The sequence below is a fragment of the Micromonospora sp. IBHARD004 genome, from assembly GCF_052814115.1.
Genome location: NZ_CP199934.1, coordinates 215,518 through 234,421, shown reverse-complemented (window position 1 = coordinate 234,421; position 18,904 = coordinate 215,518). Strand labels below are relative to the sequence as shown.

Sequence of the window (18,904 nt, the reverse complement as noted above, 5' to 3'; positions counted from 1 at the left end):
GGGCACGGTCCCACCGTCACGCTCCGTATGGCAATTGGTCGGCCTCCCGACCGCACCGACCTCCACGGTCCCGCCGTCCCCGCCGGCACGCTAATGTGCCTCCGGACCGTTGGCGGAGGAAGGACGACCATGCTCGTATCACGCGGTTCGCGCGCGGCCGTGATCACAGCCTGTGCGGGGCTACTGCTCGCCACCAGCGCCTGCGGCAGCGACAAGACCGAAGACGGCGCCACCACCACCCAGGCGCGCCTCTACGGCACCGACGGCAACATGCTCAACTCGTACGCGACGGAGCTGAAGGACCGTGCCGATCTCCTGAACGGGATGAAGGGCACCACCCCGCTGACGCCGCTCCCCGAGAACTTCAAGGAACGGCTACTCACCGTAGACCCGAAGCTCAGCGACTACCTCTACTCCGCCGAGACGTACGACGCGGTGGTGATCAGTGCGCTGGCCGCTCAGCTCGCGGGCAGTACCGACCCGGCCGCGATCGCGAAGCAGATCGTCGGAGTGACGACCGACGGTGAGCGTTGCGAGGACCCGGCGACCTGCCTGGAGCTGGCCCGAGAGGGGCGGGACATCGAGTACCGGGGGGTGTCGCTCACCCGGGCCGGGTTCACCGACGCCGGCGAGCCGGCCACGGCCAGCTACGCCACCCTGCACTTCGACGATCAGAAGATCGACGACGGCAAGACCGAGTTCGTCGGCGCCGGGGACGAGTCGGGGGCGAGCACCAAGGCGCCGCCGCGGGCGAAGAAGCAGCGCGGTGGCAAGTCGGACAAGAGTGACGGGTCCCCGCTGGTCCTCGGCGGGCTGCTGCCGCAGACCGGTGACCTGGCGCTGGCCAACCCGCCGATGGCGGCCGGCGCGGCGCTGGCCATCCAGGATGTCAACGCGGCCGGCGGGGCGCTCGGCGAGCCGGTGGTCTGGATCGACGGCGACGACGGCACCGACCCCGCGGTCGCGAAGGCGACCGTGGCCTCGCACATCGCCAAGGGCGTGCAGGTCCTCATCGGCGCGGGTGCCTCGGGCATCTCCCGCGAGGTGCTGCCGGACGTGGTCGCGGCCGGCCGGGTGCTCTTCTCCCCGTCGAACACCGACGCCGGGCTGACCACGGTGGACGACAAGGGTCTGTACTTCCGTACGGCCCCGCCGGACAGCCTGCAGGGCCGAGCCCTGGCGGACGTGATCCTGCGCGACGGGCCGCACAAGATCGTCATCGTGGCCCGGAAGGACTCCTACGGCGAGGGCCTCCAGGAGAACGTGCGGGCGGAGCTGGAGCGGGCCGGCATGGGCGCCGACAAGGTCAAGCTGCTGACCTACGTGCCGCCGGCCGGCGTGAAGCCGCCGCCGGTGGACTTCAGCGCCGGGGCAAAGGAGATCAAGGACTACGGGGCGGACGCCGTACTGATCATCGGCTTCGGCGAGTCGGCGCGCGTGGTGACCGCGCTGGCCGACGCCGGGGTGCAGATCCGGCACTGACCGACGACGAAGGCCGCACCGGGCGAACCGGTGCGGCCTTCGTCGTGTCCGGGTCAGCGGGAGCGCCGCCGCTCCAGGAACTCGGTCATCCGCCGGTGCTTCTCCTCGTCCTCGAAGAGCACCGCCTGGCTGACCAGGTCGAGCTGCGGATGGGCGGCGGGTGGGGCGTCCACGGCCAGCTTGGTCAGCCGCAGCGCCAGCGCCGAACCCTTGGCCATCTCGTCCAGCAGCCCGTGCGCGGTGGGCAGCAGCTCGGCGGGCTCGGCCACCACCCGGTTGACCAGCCCGATCCGCAGCGCCTCGTCGGCGTCGACCCGGCGGCCGGTGAAGAGCAGCTCCTTGGCCCGGGCCTCGCCGATCAGCGCCGGCAGGCGGTGCGTCGCGCCCGCGCCGGCCAGGATGCCCAACCGCACCTCGGGCTGGCCGAAGACCGCCCGGGCCGTGCACACCCGCAGATCGCAGGCGTACGCCAGCTCGGCGCCGCCGCCCAGCGCCGGACCGTCCACGGCCGCCACGGTCGGCATGGGCAGCGCCCGGATCCGGGCGAACGCGGCCGAGTTGATGGCGGCGAGGGCGTCGAGGCGGCCCCGCTCGCGGAGCTGGCCGATGTCCGCCCCGCCGGCGAAGATGCCGTCGGCCCCGCCGGTGAGCAGCAGCAGCCGGGGCCGGGCCTCCAGCTCGGCGCAGACCGCGTGCAGCTCGCCGATCAGGTCGGCGTCGATGGCGTTGCGCTTCTCCGGCCGGTCCAGCGTCACCACCAGCCGGTCCGGCAGCTCCTCGATCTTCAGTCCGCTCACTTCTTCGCGCCGCCTTCCCAGGTGTAGAAGCCCTGGCCGGACTTCTTGCCGAGCTTGCCGGCGGCCACCATCTCCTCGAGCAGCGGCGGCGGCGCGAACCGGTCCCCGTACGCGGCCTGGAGCGTGCGGGCGATGTCGAGCCGGACGTCCAGCCCGACCAGGTCGGTCAGCTCCAGCGGGCCGACCGGGTGCCGGTAGCCGAGCACCATCGCCTTGTCGATGTCGGCGGGGCTGGCCACCCCGTCGGCGACCATCCGGATCGCCTCGAGCCCGAGGGTGACCCCGAGCCGCGAGGTGGCGAAGCCCGGCATGTCGCGTACGACGACGGGGTCCTTGCCCAGCCGGCCGGCGAGCGCGACGGCCGCGTCGGTGGTCTCCGGCGCGGTGGCCGGGCCGACCACGATCTCCAGCAGCGCCATCGCCCAGACCGGGTTGAAGAAGTGCAGGCCGAGGAACCCCTCCGGCCGGTCCAGGCCGGTGGCCAGCTCGGCGATCGGGATGCTGGAGGTGTTGCTGCCGAGCAGGGCGGGGCGCCGGGCGGCGGCCTCGCGGAGCACCGCCCGCTTCAGGTCGAGCCGCTCCGGGACCGCCTCCACGATCACGTCGGGCTCGGGCGCCACCTCGCTCAGCGCCGGGCGCAGGACCACCCGCTCCCGGTGCCCGGCGGCCTCCTCCGCGCCGAGCTTGCCGCGCTGCACCGCCCGCTCCCACAGTGCGGCGAGCCGGACCGACGCGTCCGCCGCCCGCCCGGGGTCCACCTCGACCAGCTCGACCGCGTAGCCGGCGCCGGCCGCCACGTAGGCGATGCCGAGCCCCATGGTGCCGGCCCCGACGACCACAAAACGACCACTCATGACGTCCCCTCGCCGCGGGCGGCGACGCGCGGGGTCTCCGCCACGCCCGACCGCTCGCTCCGCTCGTTCCTGGGTGCGACCCTAGGCGGCACCGGTTCGTCGGGGATGCGTGGGGGCGCGCCGGATCGGGTACAGACGGCCGTCAACCGAGGGAAGGACCAGCCGACATGAGCCAGGCACCGGAGAACGCCGCCACCGAGGACAACGGGACGGTGGAGACCCGCGGCGACGAGCGGGTGGACCTGCTGCGCGCGGACACCAACAACGACGGGAAGACCGACGTGTGGGTGGTGGACACCGACGGCGACGGCAAGGCTGACCTGTTCCAGTTCGACACGGACGGCGACGGCAAGGTGGACATCACCATGGTCGACATCGACGAGGACGGCACCCCGGACGAGGTGGTCGACGGCGACGGCGGCCTCCCGCCGGAGGAGCACTCCCCGACCGTCCAGGTCTGAGCCACGACGCCGGCCCCCGGGTACGCCCCGGGGGCCTCGTCACGCCCCGGTCAGCTCGAGGGTGGCCAGGTAGTAGGGGCGGTCGGCGTCGTCCACGTCGACCAGTCGCCACGGCGAACCGTGGACCAGCTCGGCCAGCTCGTCGACCGAGCACACCAGATAGTCGAACCACTCGGTGCCGAGCTCCCGGTACCGCAGCCGCAGCCGTAGCTGCCCGCCGAGCCGGCCGCGCCGCCGGTTGAGCTCGTGGTAGCCGGTGTGCACCGGGTCCCTGGTGCCGTACGGGTCGGTGCCGTGCGCGATGATCCGCGCGCCCGGTCGGGCCAGCGCGGCGAGCGCGGCGAGGAACCCGGGCGCCCGCTCCCGCCCCTCGATCAGGCCGAGGTTGTTGCCGAGCAGCAGGAAGGTGTCGTACCGGCGGCCGTCGGCGACGTGCTCGTCCACGGTGCCGAGCACCAGGTCCCGTACGCCCCGGTGCCGGCACACCCGCAGCGCGCCCGCCGAGGTGTCCAGCCCGGTGACCGGCGTCCCGCGCTCCTGGAGGTGCAGCGCGATCCGGCCGGCGCCGACGCCGACGTCGAGCGTCCGGCCGCGGACCCGGTCCACCGCCCGGTGGTCGTGCGGCGGCCACGCCTGCGGCGGGTCCAGGTAGTGGGCGGCGGGTGCGCCGTTGACCAGCCCGTCGTCCCGCTCGATGATCTCGATGACCGGTCGGGGCAGCCGCCCGCCGGCCAGTGGCCGGGGTCCGATCCCGGTGGCGACCGCGTACGCGTCGCGGATCATCTCGCCGAAGACGTCGCCGATCGTCGGTTCCCCCGTCACGGCGCTCACGCTATCCGGGCTGCGAACGGTTGTCGCGGCCGTATCCTGAGCGACGTGACCGACCTGGACCGCCTCGCGGCGGAGAAGTACGTCCTGCTGACCACCTTCCGAAAGGACGGCCGGCCGGTGTCGACCCCGGTGTGGGCGGTCCGGGACGGCGACGCGCTGGCGGTGTGGACGGCGTCGGACTCCGGCAAGGTGAAGCGGATCCGGCGCGACGGCCGGGTGACGGTGGCCCCGTGCGACGTGCGCGGCAACCCGCGCGGCGAGGCGGTGCCGGGGCACGCGACGATCTGCGACCTCACCGGCACCCGCCGGGTACGCGACCTGGTGAAGGGGAAGTACCGGCTGCTGGGCCGACTCGGCCTGCTCGGCAGCCGGCTGCGTCGGGGCGAGCGGGGCTCGGTCGGGCTCCGGATCACCCTGGACGAGTGACCCCGGACGCGATTCAGGGGCGGCGGATCGTCGCTGTCGCGTACGTCCGGCCGCCCCTGAATCGGAACGCCTGGTGAAACGTCCGGGTCGTCAGTCTCCCTGACGCTGCTGCGGGATCTGACCCTGCAGCAGAGCCCTGACCTCCGACTCGCGGTAGCGGCGGTGGCCGCCCAGGGTCCGGATGGCGCTGAGCTTGCCAGCCTTGGCCCACCGGGTCACCGTCTTCGGGTCGACACGGAACATCGACGCCACCTCGGCCGGCGTGAGTAGCGGCTCTGGTTCGTGCGTTCGCGATGCCATCGGGTCACTCCTCCACGTGTATAGACATCGGCCGGGGTCCCGCCGGCCGACGCGTCTCCCATGGTCCGGCTAGTCCCCGATGTCCGACATGGGCCGAACGGATGAAGGTCCCTAGACGGACGGATGAACCATGCCCGATTTTTACGACTTTTACACCGCAGAAGGTACCTTATTCGGACTCATGATCACGGTTCGTGATGCGTCAACTACGAGCAACCCTCGAATTGGGAGCGCTTCATGGGGGATTTGCGGTTAGTTGCACCGCTCCAACAATTGCACCGCGCGCCACCGGGCGACGAGCTTGTCGTACGCCGCCGAGGCCTCCTCCGCCTCGCCCCGGGAGAGCCCGGCCAGCCCGGTCGCCACCAGCTCGGCCGAGTCGTCGGCCGCCAGGGTCTCGTCCGGGAGCAGCTGCACCAGGCCGCCGTAGTCCAGCTCCACCACCGAACGCGGGTGGAACTCCTCCAGCCACCGGGCGGCCTCCTCGACCGCCTCCGTGATCGGCGCCTCGCCGACCGACTTGCGCAGCACGGACAGCGCCCGGGACGACCGGCGGCGGGCCTTGGAGATCTCGGTCCGGTAGCGCAGCGCCCGGCGACCCGGGTCGGTGACCAGCTGGCGCTCCGCCGATTCGAAGAGCACGAACCAGCGCAGCGGCACCCCCCAGGTGGCGATCTGCTCGTGCACCCGGGGCACGCCGTGCTCCAGCACCCGCGCCCCGCTGCGCCAGTCCTCCACCACCGCCTTGGCCTGCCCGGCCAGGATCGGCGGGACGAACGCGTCGGCCAGCACCGACGGCACCCCGTCCCGGGCGCTCAGCGCCGCCTCAGCGACCCGGATCCGCAGGTTCCACGGGCAGACCAGCAGGCTGTCGTCGGTCTCCAGCACGTACGCCTCGTCCGGCAGGTCGGGCAGGCGGGTCCAGCCCGCGCCCAGCGCCTCGATCACCGCCGTCCGCTGCCGGACCGGCCCCTCCAACGGGGCCACCGCGCGACCCTCGTTGACGTACCGGCGCCAGAACGACTGGCGGTCCCGATCGAAGGCGGTCAGCGGCTCGTACACGCGCAGGTAAGAAGCGAAGAGCGACGGCACGGCGCGATCCTCCCACGAGACGGAACCCGCACGCCGTCAGCGTGGCGGGGACACGTGACGCGGGCGGCGGTACGGCTTCGGCCGATATTAGGCTCAGCAGCACCGGCAGCATCCCGCCGGCGTGCCACCAGGGTCCGCGCCCCACAAGGGCGCCCACCGTCACAGGAGTCAGCCATGGGCGTATTCGCCAGCACCGACGACCCGGGATCGACCGGTCACGAACAGGTCGTCTTCTGCCAGGACAAGCAGTCCGGCCTGAAGGCGATCATCGGGATCTACTCCACCGCGCTGGGCCCCGCGCTCGGCGGCACCCGGTTCTACCCGTACGCCAGCGAGGACGACGCCCTCGCCGACGTGCTCGACCTCTCCCGCGGCATGGCGTACAAGAACGCCCTGGCCGGGCTCGACCTCGGCGGCGGCAAGGCGGTCATCTGGGGTGACCCGGAGCAGATCAAGAGCGAGGCGCTGCTGCGCGCCTACGGCCGCTTCGTGGAGTCGCTGGCCGGGCGCTACTACACCGCCTGCGACGTCGGCACCTACGTCGCCGACATGGACGTGATCGCCCGGGAGACGAGCTACGTCACCGGCCGCAGCGTCGAGCACGGCGGCGCGGGCGACTCCTCGATCCTCACCGCCTGGGGCGTCTTCCAGGGCATGCGGGCCGCGGCCGAGCACGTCTGGGGCACCCCCTCGCTCGCCGGCAAGCGGGTCGGCGTGGCCGGCCTGGGCAAGGTCGGCAAGTACCTCACCGGGCACCTGCTGGACGACGGCGCCGAGGTGGTGGCGACCGACGTCAACCCGAAGGCGCTGGAGTGGGTGCGCGCCACCCACCCGCAGGTCGCGCTGGTCGACGACGCCGCCGCGCTCGTCGCCGCCGACATCGACGTGTACGCCCCGTGCGCGCTGGGCGGCGCCCTGAACGACGACACCGTGCCGGCGCTGCGGGCGAAGGTGGTCGCCGGCGCGGCGAACAACCAGCTCGCCCACCCCGGCATCGAGAAGGTCCTCGCCGACCGCGGCATCCTCTACGCCCCCGACTACGTGGTGAACGCCGGCGGCGTGATCCAGGTCGCCGACGAGATCGAGGGCTTCAACTTCGACCGGGCCAAGCTGCGGGCCACCCGGATCTACGACACCACCCGGGAGATCCTCCGGCTCGCCGACGACGAGGGCGTCCCGCCGGCGGTCGCCGCGGACCGGCTCGCCGAGCGGCGGATGGCCGAGGTCGGCCGGCTGCGCACGATCCACCTGCGGTGAACGTCACCCCGGGGGCGGGCCGTCGGGTCCGCCCCCGGGCCACGGATCGCGCGGCGGCGGCGTTAAGCTGGAGATTGGGAAGCTTCGTACCGGTTTGACCGCTGTCACGGCCGGTCCCGGGTTCGCTCCTTACCGGGTACACTTTGTGACGGCCGGATCACTGCGAAGCGCAGGGCCGGCTGACGGTAACCCGAGGTGCCGAACGGCGGCATCCCCATGTACCGTAAGAGCCACGAGAGATGCCTGACGTCATCGGGGCCCGCCTTCGGGCTGCCCCGCATTCTGTGCGAGGGGGTCGAGCCATGGGGCGCGGCCGTGCTAAGGCCAAGCAGACGAAGGTGGCCCGGGAGTTGAAGTACCACTCCCCGAACACCGACCTCACCGCCTTGCAGCGCGAACTGGCGGGTGCTGGTGGGAAGTCTGAGCAGCACTTCGACGACGACTACAAAGAGTATGTCGACGACGATGATGAGGATCACGCGGACGAGGACCCGGACACCTGGGTCCGTCCGACCCGCTGACCTCCGGACGCAGCTGAGCACGCGGTAACTCCCCGCGTGCTCACGCATGTGCCCATCAAAGCGGCGTAACCGACGATCAGGGACCTCGCCCTGCCGGAAACCTCTCCGGCTGGTCGGCGGGGTCCCTGATCTCGGACGCGTACCCCTCAGCGGGGCCGGTTGTTCCAGTTGTAGAACGTCGGGATGTTCTCGAAGTGGTTCCACGCGCAGACCGCGCTGGCACCATCTCCGCCCGCCACCTCCGCCCGCAGCCGACGCGCGGCCTCGGCCTCGTGGAGCAGTGCGGTCAGTCCAGGGGCGGCTTCCCGTACCCGGTCACCGACCGGATCCGGGTCGGTTCCCCCGTCGCCCTCAGGCTGCCGGCGACTCGTGGTCTCTGGCATGCTCCAACACTCCCTCCAGTAGGCGGATCTTGCTGTTGCGGCAGTGCTCGGTCTCCGTACCGTCGAAACGCCCCAGCTCGAAGTAGCGGTTGGCGGCGTGACCGCCCCCGCAGAACCCGAAGTAGGGGCAGGACGACCGGCACGCCTCCACCCCGGCGAGGAACTCGCCCACCCAGGGCGTCCGGCCGGCGGCGGCCAGGATCTCGACCAGCGGCGTGGCCAGCACGTTGCCGCTGCTGAAGTCGCCGTACCGGGGATCGGTGAAGCCGGCCAGCTCCGGGGAGAGCACCACCACCGAGCCGTCGTGGGCGACGGTGGGGATCGGGTCCAGGCTCCGCGGCAGCAACTCGTCCGCCGTGCCGGCCAGGACCGCCCCGGCGTACCGGAGCGACCACTCCACCTCCCGCAGGTGGATCCGGGGATCCCGGCGCCAGGCAGCGACCAGCTCCGCCCAGAACGCCGTGACCGCGCCGGCGTCCCGGGCGTTCGTCCGTGTGTTGACCCCCTCGGTCTCCTCGATGTTGACGCCGAGCACGTCGCAGCCGAGGTCGAGGAAGTAGTCGTACAGCTCGGTGGCGAGCCCGGGGCCGGGCCGGGAGACCACCGCGAGCGCCGAGAAGGCCACCCCGTGCCGGCGGAGCGCCGCCACCCCGGCCAGGATCCGGTCGTACGCCGGCCGGCCGCCCCGGGTGACCCGCTCGCCGTTGCGCTCCCGCGGCCCGTCCACGCTGACGCTCACCCGGACGCCGTGCTCGGCGAAGAACGCGCACCAGGCTTCGTCGATCAGCGTGGCGTTTGTCTGGACGTGGTGCTCCACCTCCGGCCCGAACGGCGCCAGCAGCGCCGCCAGATGCTCCCTACCGGCCGCCAGCGGCTCCCCGCCGTGCCAGACCACCGAGAAGCGGCCGGCGGCCGCCCACGGGTTGACCGACGCCGCCACCGCCTCGGCGACCGCCACCGGCATCCGCCGGTCCGCCGCCCGCATCGGCAGGTAGCAGTAGACGCAGTCCAGGTTGCAGAGAGTCGTCGGCTGCATCACCACGTACGACGGGACGGCGGCGATGCCGCGCATCCCGCTCGGTGTACGAGCAGCCATCAACCCTCCCCCGTCTAGCCCGAAGTGCCCCTTCAGGCTAGGCGGCGGTGGCCACTCGGGTGAACCCCCGATCAGGTGCCCGGATGATCACCAGAGTGTGATCAGCCCCGGGTGTGCTGCCCGATCATCTGCACGTTGCCCGAGCCCTCGATGATCTCGCCGGCCTGCCAGGCGTCCACGCCCCGGCCGGTCAGGGTGGCCAGCGCGCGGTCGGCGTCCTCGGCCGAGACGATCGCGAACATGCCGACGCCCATGTTGAACGTCGCCTCCATCTCCGGGTCCTCGATCCGGCCCTTGGACTGGATCAGGTCGAAGATCGGCTGCGGCTTCCAGGTGGAGCGGTTCACCACCGCGTCGACGTGCTCCGGCAGGACGCGGACCAGGTTGCCCGGGATGCCGCCGCCGGTGACGTGCGCGAGCACCCGCACCTCGGCCTCGGCGATCAGCTTGAGGCAGTCCTGCGCGTAGATCTTCGTCGGGGTGAGCAGCTCCTCGCCGAGGGTCCGCTGCCGGCCGAAGTCGTCGATCACCACGTCCAGCCGCATCCGGCCGGCGCCGAGCAGCACGTGCCGGACCAGCGAGTACCCGTTGGAGTGCAGACCCGAGGAGCGCATGGCGATCACCACGTCGCCCACCTCGACCCGCTCCGGGCTGAGGATCTCGCTCTCCTCGACCACGCCGACGCCGGTGGCGGAGATGTCGTACTCGTCGGGGCGCAGCACGCCGGGGTGCTCGGCGGTCTCCCCGCCGAGCAGCGCGCAGCCCGCGTACCGGCAGCCGTCGGCGATGCCGGCGCCGATCTCGGCGACCTTGTCCGGCACGACCTCGCCGGTGGCGATGTAGTCCAGCAGGAAGAGCGGCTCGGCGCCACAGGCCACCAGGTCGTCGACGACCATCGCGACCAGGTCGATGCCGACCGTGTCGTGGATGTCGAGCTGCTGGGCGATGACCAGCTTGGTGCCGACCCCGTCGGTGGAGGAGGCCAGGATCGGGTTCTTGTACTTCTTCGTGTCCAGCCGGAACAGGCCGGCGAAGCCGCCCAGGTCGCCCATGACCTCCGGGCGACGGGTCTGCTTGACCTTGGACTTCAGCAGCTCGACCGCGCGGTCACCCGCCTCGATCGACACCCCGGCGTCGGCGTACGAGACCGAGCGTTTGCGCGGCGAGCGGCTGGTGCCGGCCGTCCAGGGCTGGCGGTCGCCGCCGGCGCCCGTCGGGCTGCTTCCTGCGCCGCTGCGCTCGGACACGTGCGTCACGGTTCTCCCCTTTGTGGTTCTCGCGGGGCCGGCGTTGCGGTAGCCGGGTTCCGCGTCGGGTGGTGCTATGGGCGGTGGGTGGCAACGCCGCCCGGAGTGGCGACGAGCGGAGGGGTGGTGTGCCCGCCGGCGGCGGACGCCTCGGCGGCGACCCGGCGGCCGACTCCTTCGAGCACGTGCTTGCCGATCAGGTTTCCGGCCGGCAGCTCGATCGGGTACTCCCCGTCGAAGCACGCCCGGCAGAGCCGGGTCTTCGGCTGCTCGGTCGCGGCGATGAGGCCGGGGAGCGAGACGTAGCCCAGCGTGTCGGCGCCGATCGAACGCCGGATGCCTTCGTTGTCCAGGCCGTTGGCGAGCAGCTCGGCGCGGGTGGCGAAGTCGATGCCGTAGAAACAGGGCCAGTTGACCGGCGGCGAGGAGATCCGGACATGCACCTCCAGCGCACCGGCCTCGCGCAGCATCCGGACGATGGCCCGCTGGGTGTTGCCGCGGACGATCGAGTCGTCCACCACCACCAGCCGCTTGCCCCGGACGTTCTCCCGCAGCGGGTTCAGCTTCAGCCGGATGCCGAGCTGGCGCAGGGTCTGCGACGGCTGGATGAAGGTGCGCCCGACGTACGGGTTCTTCATCAGTCCGGCGCCGTAGGTGATGCCCGACTCCTCGGCGTACCCGATCGCGGCCGGCGTGCCGGACTCCGGCACCGGGATCACCAGGTCGGCCTCGACCGGGTGCTCCTTGGCCAGCTGGCGGCCGATCTGGACCCGCGCGGCGTGCACGTTGCGACCGGCGATGGTGGCGTCCGGACGGGCGATGTAGACGTACTCGAAGAGGCAGCCCTTGGGCTCCGGCGGGGCGAACCGGGTCGAGCGCAGCCCGTCCTCGTCGATCGCGATCAGCTCACCCGGCTCGACCTCACGGACCACGCTGGCGCCGACGATGTCCAGCGCGGCGGTCTCGCTGGCCACCACCCAGCCGCGCTCCAGCCGGCCGAGCACCAGGGGCCGTACACCGTGCGGGTCGCGGGCCGCGTAGAGCGTCGACTCGTCCATGAAGACGAAGCTGAACGCGCCGCGCAGCTGCGGCAGCACCTCCAGGGCGGCCGCCTCGACCGAGAGATCCGGCCGGCTGGCCAGCAGCATGGTGACCAGCGAGGTGTCGTTGGTCGAGCCGTCGGCGACGAGCCCGCGGTCAGCCACCTCGCGCTGCAGCTCGGCGGTGTTGACCAGGTTGCCGTTGTGGGCCAGCGCGATGGTCGTGCCGGAGCTGGTCGAACGGATGGTCGGCTGGGCGTTCTCCCAGGTCGAGCCGCCGGTGGTGGAGTAACGCGCGTGGCCGATCGCGAGGTGGCCGCGCAGGCTGGCCAGGGTCGGCTCGTCGAAGACCTGGGCCACCAGCCCGAGGTCCTTGTAGACCACCACGCCCGACCCGTCGCTCACCGCGATGCCGGCCGCCTCCTGGCCGCGGTGCTGGAGGGCGTAGAGCCCGAAGTAGGTGAGGTTGGCGACCTCCTCGCCCGGCGCCCAGACGCCGAAGACGCCACACGCGTCCTGCGGGCCGGGTCGCTGGGGGTCAAGGTCGTGGCTCAGCCGGCCATCGCCTCGGGGCACGTGCCGCTCCCTCATGCTGGTCTGGACTGGCCTGGGCGGAGTCGGGGGGCAGCTCCGCACGGTCGGCCGGGGACCGTCGTCGCCTGACAGTGTACGCGAACCATGGTCGATACCCATAGTCACGATTCGCCTTCGGATCGTGACCGGAGGGGACGTCCGCCCAGCTAGAGGGGAAGGTGGCCGGACAGGTCCGCGCGGATTCCGCTGGTGCGTACGCGACCCTCGGTGACCGCCTCCGACCATGCGAGGCGGCCGGTGGCCAGCGCGAGCCAGGTGGCCGGGTCCATCTCGACCACATTCGGTGGCGTACCGCGGGTGTGTCGCGGGCCGGCCACGCACTGGACGGCACCATAGGGTGGGACACGCACCTCCACCGATCGGCCGGGGGCGCGCTCCGCGAGGACGGCCAAGAGCGTACGGACCGCTTCCCGGTACACCGGCCGTTCGGGCGTACGCCCCTCGTCCAGCGCCGTCAATGCCGCGACCACTGCGGCGGACTTAATGTGCGGAGAGGACACGACGGGACGATACGACCTCGGATCGGCAGCCGCGACGCTGGCCCTGGGTCGCGCTGATCCCGTCAGACAAGGCATAGTTGCCGACGGCGTATTCGTACCGTGATGATCCCCGGCCCGGCGCCCGCCGGCCAGGGAAGTCAGACCGGAAGGCGGTGGACGTGTCAACACACCGACGTGCCTGGAAGCATCGGGCCGGTGTGGTCGTAGCGCTGGTTGCCGGCGCGCTGCTAGCCGTCCCCGCCACACCAGCCCTCGCGGCCAGCATCACCGTCTCACCCGGTTCGACCACCGTGAATGCCGGCAGCGACACCACGGTGACCGTGCAGATCACTCCCGGCCCCGACGACAAGGGCGGCAGGATCAGCCTGACCGGCCTGCCGTCCGGCGTCAGCTGCACCAGTGGCTGCGGTGACTTCCAGTTCACCGGCCCGCCGCTGTCGAACAAGACGCAGCTGCTGACCCTCAAGGCGAACGACAACGCGCCGGACGCGAACGGCGCCTCGGTCACCGTGCGGGTGGAGCCGGACAACTCCAGCCCCGCCACGGCGAGCTTCTCGCTGAGCGTCAAGGCCAAGGCGGCTCCGCCGCCGGAGACCCAGACCGTCAAGGTGATCTCCGGCAAGGTGGTCGTCAGCGCCAACGGCGAACCCGTGCCGAACGCCACGGTGATGCTGCTCGACTCCCAGCAGCGCCGCCAGACCACCACCAGCGACAGCAGCGGCAACTACCGGTTCAGCGGCTCCGCCACCAACCCGATCGCGCCGGGCCGGATCGAGCTGGGTGCGAGCAAGAACGTGAGCGGCCAGGACTACTTCGCCACCAAGACGATCAACGCGAACGCCGGGCAGAGCGTGACCGGCCAGCGGATCAGCCTGGCGGTCAAGGTCGAGGTGAGCCCGAGCGCCAGCCCCTCGGCGAGCGAGGAAGCCGCGCCGACGGACGAGGCGACGGACGACGCCGCCACCGACGAGCCTGCCGCCGATGCCACCGCCGGCCAGCAGCAGGCCGCCGCCAACGAGGGCTCCGGCACCTCCTGGCTGCTGATCCTGCTCGGCGGCCTCTTCGTGGCCGTGGGCGTCGGCACCATCGTGCTGCTCTACATGCGGCGCAAGAACGATGGCGACGACGTCGACGGGGACGGCCCGGGCGGCCCGGGTCCCGTCGCCGGCGCCGGCGCCGTGCCGGGCGCCCGGGGTGGCTACCGCGGCGCGGACGACCAGACCCGGGTGGTGAACGGGATGGGCGCCGGTCCGGCCCCCACCATGGTCGGCGGCGCCTCGCTCAGCGACGCGCCGACGATGATGCACCGACCGATCGTCGACGACGTCCCGCCGGACCCGTACGGCGCTCCGCCGCCCTCGTACGGCCCCGGTGGGCAGCCGGGCTGGGCCGGCAACGGCTACGGCGAGGAGGCGCCCGGTCAGGGCGGCTACGGCGCCGGCAACGGCTACGGCAACGCCCCCTCCTCGGGTGGCGGCTACGGCAACTCGCCCTCCTCTGGAGGCGGCTACGGCAGCCGGGACTACGGCGCCGGGGCGGCCGGCTACCCGCCGGCCCAGGGCACCGGTGGCTACGGCGAGCCGGCCCAGGGCGGCGGCTACGGCGAGCGCTACGACGAGCCGACCGGCCGCTACGCGGGTGACGGCACGCAGTCGTACGCCCCGCCGGCCGACCCGTACCCGACCAGCACCTACCAGCCCCCGGCGGACCAGGGGCGAGGCTACGGCCAGCCGGACCCGGGCCAGTACAGCCGCGGGCCCGAGCCGACCAACGGCTACGGCGCCGGCGCCGGGTACGTCGCCCCCGCCGGCGGTTACGGCAACGGTCCCGCCGGTGCCGGTGGCGGCTATGACAACGCGCCCGCCGGCGGCTACGACAGCGCCCCGGCCGGTGGCGGCTACGACAGTGGCCAGCAGCAGGGCTACGACGGCTATGACCAGCGCGGCGGCTACCGCGGCGACGGGTACGGGCAGCCCCAGCAGGGTGGGTACGGCCAGCAGGGCGGCTACGGCCAGGAGCAGCCCCCGCCGCAACAGCGCAACGGTGGCTACGACCAGGGCGGATACGACCAGGGCGGCTACTACGCCGACCCGGCGCAGGCCGGTCGGGGCCGTCCGGACGCCCCGCAGGAGCGCGGCGGTCGTCGGCTGGACTGGCTCGACGACTGACCGGTCGGGGCGTGACCGCCCCGCTCATCTCGACGGTGGCCGTCCGGGACTCCCCGGGCGGCCACCGCTCCGTCCGGCCCGGCCGAGCCGGACGGAGCGGTGGATCCGGCATGCCTCCGGACCGCTACGAACCTGATGTCGTGAACGGATCGAGATCCACACCTGTCGGTCCGGGCCATGCTGGTTGACCCATGCCAGGCTGATTGACCCGTGCCGTCCTCGGGACGCGGCCTGAGCCGTTCACGTCATCAGGTTGGTAGCGACCAGTCCCCCGTCGACGGCCCGCCGAGCGCGGACCAGGGCCAGGCAGGACCAGGGGGCGGGCCCGCGGTCAGGCGGCGGCGAAGAAGTCCTGGCGCAGCACCGGCACGACGTTCGAGACGTCGACCTGGACCGCGACCTCCACGTCGGCGGCGAAGCCGCCCTCGACGAGTTCCCGGCCGGAGACGCAGCCCCGGACCGCCGCCGGGACGTCCGGCGTGCTGGCCAGCGCGGCCAGCGCCATCGCCGCCTCCACCGAGAGTCCGCCCGGCACGCCGGCGAGGGCGTCCAGCACGCTGGCCGCCCCGAGCTGGTCCTCCACCGAGGGGCGCAGCGAGCCGTCCGGCCAGCGTTCGCCGGCGGCGACCACGCCGACGGGGGCGTCGGTCGAGCCGTACCCCTGGGCGCGCAGCCATCGCCCGACGGCGCGCGCGTTGCGCAGACACGCCGCGACCACCGGCAGGCCGGTGGCGCTGGCGGCGGCGCTGATCGCCGAGCCGTTCGGCGAGGGCAGCACCAGGTCGGCGACGACCGGCGCGGTGAGCAGCGCGGCCGGTGACAGCGACCACGGATGCTCCGGGGTCATCCGTCGGCGGCCGACGGCCGCCACGGCACCCACCCGGCGGGCGTACTCGGCCGCCTGGTCCCCCCAGGGGAACGGGTACACCCGCATGCCGCGGCCGACCGCCACCTCCACGGCGGTGGTGAACGAGAGGACGTCCACCACCACCAGGGCGGCACACACCCGGCCGAGTTCGGCCGCCCCGGTCAGCCCCCAGTCGAACCGGACGCCGGAACCGGGCTGCGCGTAGACGGCCGCGGCCAACGCGTCAGCGCTGATCGGGCGCGGCGGGCTGGTCCGGGTCACCGGAGGAAGCCGTCGCGGACCCTTCCGGACCGGTGCCGGCCGGCTCGGTCGCGGCGGGGCCGCCGTCGGTCGTCGTCTCGTCGGCGACGGCCTCGGCCGTGGTCACCGTGCCCTCGGTGGGCTGGTCCAGCGGCTCGACCGAGGTGGCTGCGGCGGCGTCGGTCACCTCGGCCGCCGGCTCGGCGGACGCGTCCCCGGTGCGGGCCGCCTCCACCTCCACCTGGGCCGCCTCCTGGCCGCCGAAGAGCCGGGGCAGGGTCTCGGTGTGCGCCGCGCGCAGCTCGTCGAGGGCGATCCGGAACTGGCCGCGCACCTCGAGGGCGCCGCCGGCCGGGTCGGTGACCCCGATGAACTCCCACGGCACCCCGCGCTCGGCGCAGAGGCCGGTGAACGCCTTCTCGTGGCCGCGCGGCACCGACACCAGGACGCGCCCGGCGGACTCGCTGAACAGGTAGACGAACGGCATCGAACCGCCGGTGAAGTGCTCCGGCACCGCGATCCGGGCGCCGACGCCCCGCCGCAGGCAGGACTCGACCAGGCTCTGGGCCAGACCGCCGTCGGAGAGGTCGTGCGCGGAGCTGACGTGCCCCACCCGGGCCGCCTCGGCCAGCAGCTCGGCGAGCTGCCGCTCCCGCGCCAGGTCGACCTGCGGCGGGATGCCGCCCAGGTGCTCGTGGGTCACCCAGGCCCACTCCGAGCCGGAGAGCTCCACGTGCGTCTCACCGAGCAGGAAGAGCTGGTCGTGGTCGCCGGCCGGCCGCGGCACGAAGCCCATCGGCACCCGGTCCGCGACGTTGTCCAGCACGCCCAGCACGCCGACCACCGGGGTCGGGTGGATGGCCGCCGCGCCGGTCTGGTTGTAGAAGCTGACGTTGCCGCCGGTCACCGGGATGCCCAGCTCGAGGCAGCCGTCCGCCAGGCCGCGGACGGCCTCGGCGAACTGCCACATCACGCCCGGGTCCTCCGGCGAGCCGAAGTTGAGGCAGTTCGTCACGGCGATCGGCTTCGCGCCGGTCACCGCCACGTTCCGGTACGCCTCGGCGAGCGCCAGCTTGGTGCCGTGGTACGGGTCGAGACGCGCGTACCGGCCGTTGCCGTCGACGGAGAGGGCTACGCCGAGGCCGGTCCGCTCGTCGATCCGGATCACGCCGGAGTCCTCCGGCTGGGCCAGCACGGTGTTGCCCAGCACGTACCGGTCGTACTGCTCGGTCACCCAGGTCTTGTCGGCCAGGTTCGGCGACGCGATCATGCGCAGCACGGTCTCCCGCAGCGCCTCCGGGTTGCTCGGCCGGGGCAGCGTCTCGGCCCGGTCCGCCTGGAGCAGGATCAGGTCCGCCGGCTCGCGCATCGGGCGGGCGTAGACCGGCCCGTCGTCGACCAGCGAACCCGGCGGGACATCGACCACGAGCTGGTCGCGCCAGGTGATCAGGAGTCGGCCCGGCTGGCCGTCCGGCGCCGGCGGGGTGACCTCACCGATGGCGGTGGCGAGCACGCCCCACTTGTCGGCGGTCTTGAGCACCGCATCCAGCTTCTCCGGCGTGACGACCAGCAGCATCCGCTCCTGTGACTCGCTGGCCAGGATCTCGTGCGGCTCCATCGAGGGCTCGCGCAGCGGCACCCGCTCCAGCCAGACCCGCATGCCGGTGCCGGCCGACGCGGCGGTCTCGGTGAGCGCACAGGTCAGCCCGGCGCCGCCGAGGTCCTGGATGCCGACGACCAGCTCGGCGTCGTACAGCTCCAGGCAGGCCTCGATCAGCAGCTTCTCGGTGAACGGGTCGCCCACCTGGACCGACGGGCGGCGCTGCTCGCTGCCCTCGTCGAAGGTGGCGCTGGCCAGCACCGACACGCCGCCGATACCGTCCCGGCCGGTCTTGGCGCCCATCAGCACCACGACGTTGCCCGGGCCGGCGGCGTCCTTCTTCTGCAGCCGGTTGACCGGCAGCACGCCGAGGCAGAGCGCGTTGACCAGCGGGTTGCCCTGGTAGCAGGGGTCGAAGACGACCTCGCCGCCGATGTTCGGCAGGCCGAGGCAGTTGCCGTAACCGCCGACGCCGGCGACCACGCCGGGCAGCACCCGGGCGGTGTCCGGGTGGTCGGCCGCGCCGAAGCGCAGCGGGTCCATCACCGCGACCGGGCGGGCGCCCATGGCGAGGATGTCCCGGACGATGCCGCCGACGCCGGTCGCCGCGCCCTGGTACGGCTCGACGAAGCTCGGGTGGTTGTGCGACTCGACCTTGAAGGTCACGGCCAGCTCGTCGGAGACCTGGACCACGCCGGCGTTCTCACCGATGCCGGCGAGCAGCCGGTCGCTCGGCGGGGCCTTCTCGCCGAACTGGCGCAGGTGCACCTTGCTGGACTTGTAGGAGCAGTGCTCGCTCCACATGATCGAGTACATGGCCAGCTCGGCCTGCGTGGGCCGGCGGCCGAGGATGTGCCGGATCCGGTCGTACTCGTCGTCCCGGAGGCCCAGCTCGGCGTACGGCTGGAGCTCCTCCGGGGTGCCGGAGGCCCGGGGCACGGTGTCCACGCCGAGCGCCCAGTCGCCGGACGGGGCCGGGTCGGCGGTGCGGACGGCGTCGGCCGGGCCGGCCTGCGGCACCACGGCGGCCGCACGCGGCTCCGCCGGGGCGGCCGGGAAGGCGCCCGGTGTCTCCCGAACGGCCGGGTCCGGATGGGTGGTCATGACCTCTCCTCGCTGCGCTCGCCGCCGTACCGGCGGGTGAGCC

Annotated in this window: 18 protein-coding genes; 6 read left to right on the top strand and 12 right to left on the bottom strand. The window is 72.9% G+C overall.

Annotation, left to right across the window (positions count from 1 at the left end):
* The first annotated feature begins 129 nt into the window (after window positions 1-129).
* Window positions 130-1,482 (top strand): ABC transporter substrate-binding protein, encoded by a 1,353-nt coding sequence (locus tag ACTWO6_RS01060; RefSeq protein WP_446217762.1) that lies wholly within the window; start codon window positions 130-132, stop codon window positions 1,480-1,482.
* Window positions 1,483-1,535: 53 nt separating this feature from the next.
* Here the strand turns inward: ACTWO6_RS01060 and ACTWO6_RS01055 are convergent, their stop codons facing one another.
* Together ACTWO6_RS01055 and ACTWO6_RS01050 are read right to left on the bottom strand one after the other, a co-directional pair.
* Window positions 1,536-2,279 carry an enoyl-CoA hydratase/isomerase family protein gene (locus tag ACTWO6_RS01055; protein ID WP_446217761.1) on the bottom strand — a complete coding sequence of 248 codons (744 nt, stop codon included), beginning with the start codon at window positions 2,277-2,279 and terminating at the stop codon, window positions 1,536-1,538.
* Window positions 2,276-3,133: a 3-hydroxyacyl-CoA dehydrogenase family protein gene (locus tag ACTWO6_RS01050; protein WP_446217760.1), complete on the bottom strand. Its 858-nt coding sequence runs from the start codon at window positions 3,131-3,133 to the stop codon at window positions 2,276-2,278. Before ACTWO6_RS01050 ends, ACTWO6_RS01055 begins: the two co-directional genes overlap by 4 nt.
* 167 nt (window positions 3,134-3,300) lie before the next feature.
* Between ACTWO6_RS01050 and ACTWO6_RS01045 the strand changes: the two genes are divergently transcribed.
* Window positions 3,301-3,594, top strand: a complete 294-nt coding sequence (locus tag ACTWO6_RS01045; RefSeq protein WP_446217759.1) for a hypothetical protein — start codon at window positions 3,301-3,303, stop codon at window positions 3,592-3,594.
* A gap of 39 nt (window positions 3,595-3,633) precedes the next feature.
* On the opposite strand, the gene ACTWO6_RS01040 is transcribed toward ACTWO6_RS01045, so the two are convergent.
* Complete coding sequence (locus ACTWO6_RS01040) at window positions 3,634-4,416, bottom strand: class I SAM-dependent methyltransferase (protein ID WP_446217758.1); 783 nt, start codon at window positions 4,414-4,416, stop codon at window positions 3,634-3,636.
* Between the two features lie 54 nt (window positions 4,417-4,470).
* Between ACTWO6_RS01040 and ACTWO6_RS01035 the strand changes: the two genes are divergently transcribed.
* The gene (locus ACTWO6_RS01035) at window positions 4,471-4,851 is read left to right on the top strand and encodes a PPOX class F420-dependent oxidoreductase (RefSeq protein ID WP_446217757.1); all 381 of its coding nucleotides are present in this window, start codon (window positions 4,471-4,473) and stop codon (window positions 4,849-4,851) included.
* Between the two features lie 90 nt (window positions 4,852-4,941).
* On the opposite strand, the gene ACTWO6_RS01030 is transcribed toward ACTWO6_RS01035, so the two are convergent.
* Together ACTWO6_RS01030 and ACTWO6_RS01025 are read right to left on the bottom strand one after the other, a co-directional pair.
* Window positions 4,942-5,151 (bottom strand): BldC family transcriptional regulator, encoded by a 210-nt coding sequence (locus tag ACTWO6_RS01030; RefSeq protein WP_007073996.1) that lies wholly within the window; start codon window positions 5,149-5,151, stop codon window positions 4,942-4,944.
* A gap of 252 nt (window positions 5,152-5,403) precedes the next feature.
* A complete protein-coding gene (locus ACTWO6_RS01025; RefSeq protein WP_446217756.1) occupies window positions 5,404-6,243 on the bottom strand; it encodes a hypothetical protein in 840 nt (279 codons plus the stop codon).
* A 174-nt stretch (window positions 6,244-6,417) separates the two neighbouring features.
* Between ACTWO6_RS01025 and ACTWO6_RS01020 the strand changes: the two genes are divergently transcribed.
* Both ACTWO6_RS01020 and ACTWO6_RS01015 read left to right on the top strand, forming a co-directional pair.
* Window positions 6,418-7,500, top strand: a complete 1,083-nt coding sequence (locus ACTWO6_RS01020) for a Glu/Leu/Phe/Val family dehydrogenase (protein ID WP_130330568.1) — start codon at window positions 6,418-6,420, stop codon at window positions 7,498-7,500.
* Window positions 7,501-7,802: 302 nt separating this feature from the next.
* Window positions 7,803-8,021: a DUF3073 domain-containing protein gene (locus tag ACTWO6_RS01015; protein ID WP_130330566.1), complete on the top strand. Its 219-nt coding sequence runs from the start codon at window positions 7,803-7,805 to the stop codon at window positions 8,019-8,021.
* A gap of 146 nt (window positions 8,022-8,167) precedes the next feature.
* On the opposite strand, the gene amcA is transcribed toward ACTWO6_RS01015, so the two are convergent.
* From amcA to ACTWO6_RS00990, 5 genes are all read right to left on the bottom strand, one after another.
* On the bottom strand, window positions 8,168-8,404 hold the full coding sequence (gene amcA, locus ACTWO6_RS01010) for a multiple cyclophane-containing RiPP AmcA (protein ID WP_446217755.1): 237 nt from the start codon (window positions 8,402-8,404) through the stop codon (window positions 8,168-8,170).
* Window positions 8,373-9,476: a cyclophane-forming radical SAM peptide maturase AmcB gene (amcB, locus tag ACTWO6_RS01005; RefSeq protein WP_446220518.1), complete on the bottom strand. Its 1,104-nt coding sequence runs from the start codon at window positions 9,474-9,476 to the stop codon at window positions 8,373-8,375. The genes amcA and amcB overlap by 32 nt, the downstream gene beginning before the upstream one ends.
* 125 nt (window positions 9,477-9,601) lie before the next feature.
* The gene (gene purM / locus ACTWO6_RS01000) at window positions 9,602-10,756 is read right to left on the bottom strand and encodes a phosphoribosylformylglycinamidine cyclo-ligase (RefSeq protein WP_130330560.1); all 1,155 of its coding nucleotides are present in this window, start codon (window positions 10,754-10,756) and stop codon (window positions 9,602-9,604) included.
* A 65-nt stretch (window positions 10,757-10,821) separates the two neighbouring features.
* Complete coding sequence (purF, locus tag ACTWO6_RS00995) at window positions 10,822-12,363, bottom strand: amidophosphoribosyltransferase (protein WP_446217754.1); 1,542 nt, start codon at window positions 12,361-12,363, stop codon at window positions 10,822-10,824.
* A 164-nt stretch (window positions 12,364-12,527) separates the two neighbouring features.
* The gene (locus ACTWO6_RS00990; protein WP_446220517.1) at window positions 12,528-12,851 is read right to left on the bottom strand and encodes a sterol carrier family protein; all 324 of its coding nucleotides are present in this window, start codon (window positions 12,849-12,851) and stop codon (window positions 12,528-12,530) included.
* Between the two features lie 227 nt (window positions 12,852-13,078).
* On the opposite strand from ACTWO6_RS00990, the gene ACTWO6_RS00985 reads away from it, so the two are divergent.
* The gene (locus ACTWO6_RS00985; protein WP_446217753.1) at window positions 13,079-15,049 is read left to right on the top strand and encodes a carboxypeptidase-like regulatory domain-containing protein; all 1,971 of its coding nucleotides are present in this window, start codon (window positions 13,079-13,081) and stop codon (window positions 15,047-15,049) included.
* A gap of 331 nt (window positions 15,050-15,380) precedes the next feature.
* Here the strand turns inward: ACTWO6_RS00985 and ACTWO6_RS00980 are convergent, their stop codons facing one another.
* Complete coding sequence (locus tag ACTWO6_RS00980) at window positions 15,381-16,136, bottom strand: 2-phosphosulfolactate phosphatase (RefSeq protein ID WP_446220516.1); 756 nt, start codon at window positions 16,134-16,136, stop codon at window positions 15,381-15,383.
* A gap of 4 nt (window positions 16,137-16,140) precedes the next feature.
* Window positions 16,141-18,861, bottom strand: coding sequence for a phosphoribosylformylglycinamidine synthase subunit PurL (purL, locus tag ACTWO6_RS00975; RefSeq protein WP_446217752.1), 2,721 nt, complete (start codon window positions 18,859-18,861; stop codon window positions 16,141-16,143).
* Window positions 18,862-18,904 lie beyond the last annotated feature (43 nt).

Excerpts from the sequence above, each read along its gene's own strand:
- purL (WP_446217752.1), bottom strand. The coding sequence starts at position 18,861 with ATGACCACCCATCCGGACCCGGCCGTTCGGGAGACACCGGGCGCCTTC.
- ACTWO6_RS01045 (WP_446217759.1), top strand. The coding sequence starts at position 3,301 with ATGAGCCAGGCACCGGAGAACGCCGCCACCGAGGACAACGGGACGGTG.
- ACTWO6_RS01020 (WP_130330568.1), top strand. The coding sequence starts at position 6,418 with ATGGGCGTATTCGCCAGCACCGACGACCCGGGATCGACCGGTCACGAA.
- ACTWO6_RS01050 (WP_446217760.1), bottom strand. The coding sequence starts at position 3,133 with ATGAGTGGTCGTTTTGTGGTCGTCGGGGCCGGCACCATGGGGCTCGGC.
- amcB (WP_446220518.1), bottom strand. The coding sequence starts at position 9,476 with ATGCGCGGCATCGCCGCCGTCCCGTCGTACGTGGTGATGCAGCCGACG.
- ACTWO6_RS01030 (WP_007073996.1), bottom strand. The coding sequence starts at position 5,151 with ATGGCATCGCGAACGCACGAACCAGAGCCGCTACTCACGCCGGCCGAG.
- ACTWO6_RS01060 (WP_446217762.1), top strand. The coding sequence starts at position 130 with ATGCTCGTATCACGCGGTTCGCGCGCGGCCGTGATCACAGCCTGTGCG.
- amcA (WP_446217755.1), bottom strand. The coding sequence starts at position 8,404 with ATGCCAGAGACCACGAGTCGCCGGCAGCCTGAGGGCGACGGGGGAACC.
- ACTWO6_RS01015 (WP_130330566.1), top strand. The coding sequence starts at position 7,803 with ATGGGGCGCGGCCGTGCTAAGGCCAAGCAGACGAAGGTGGCCCGGGAG.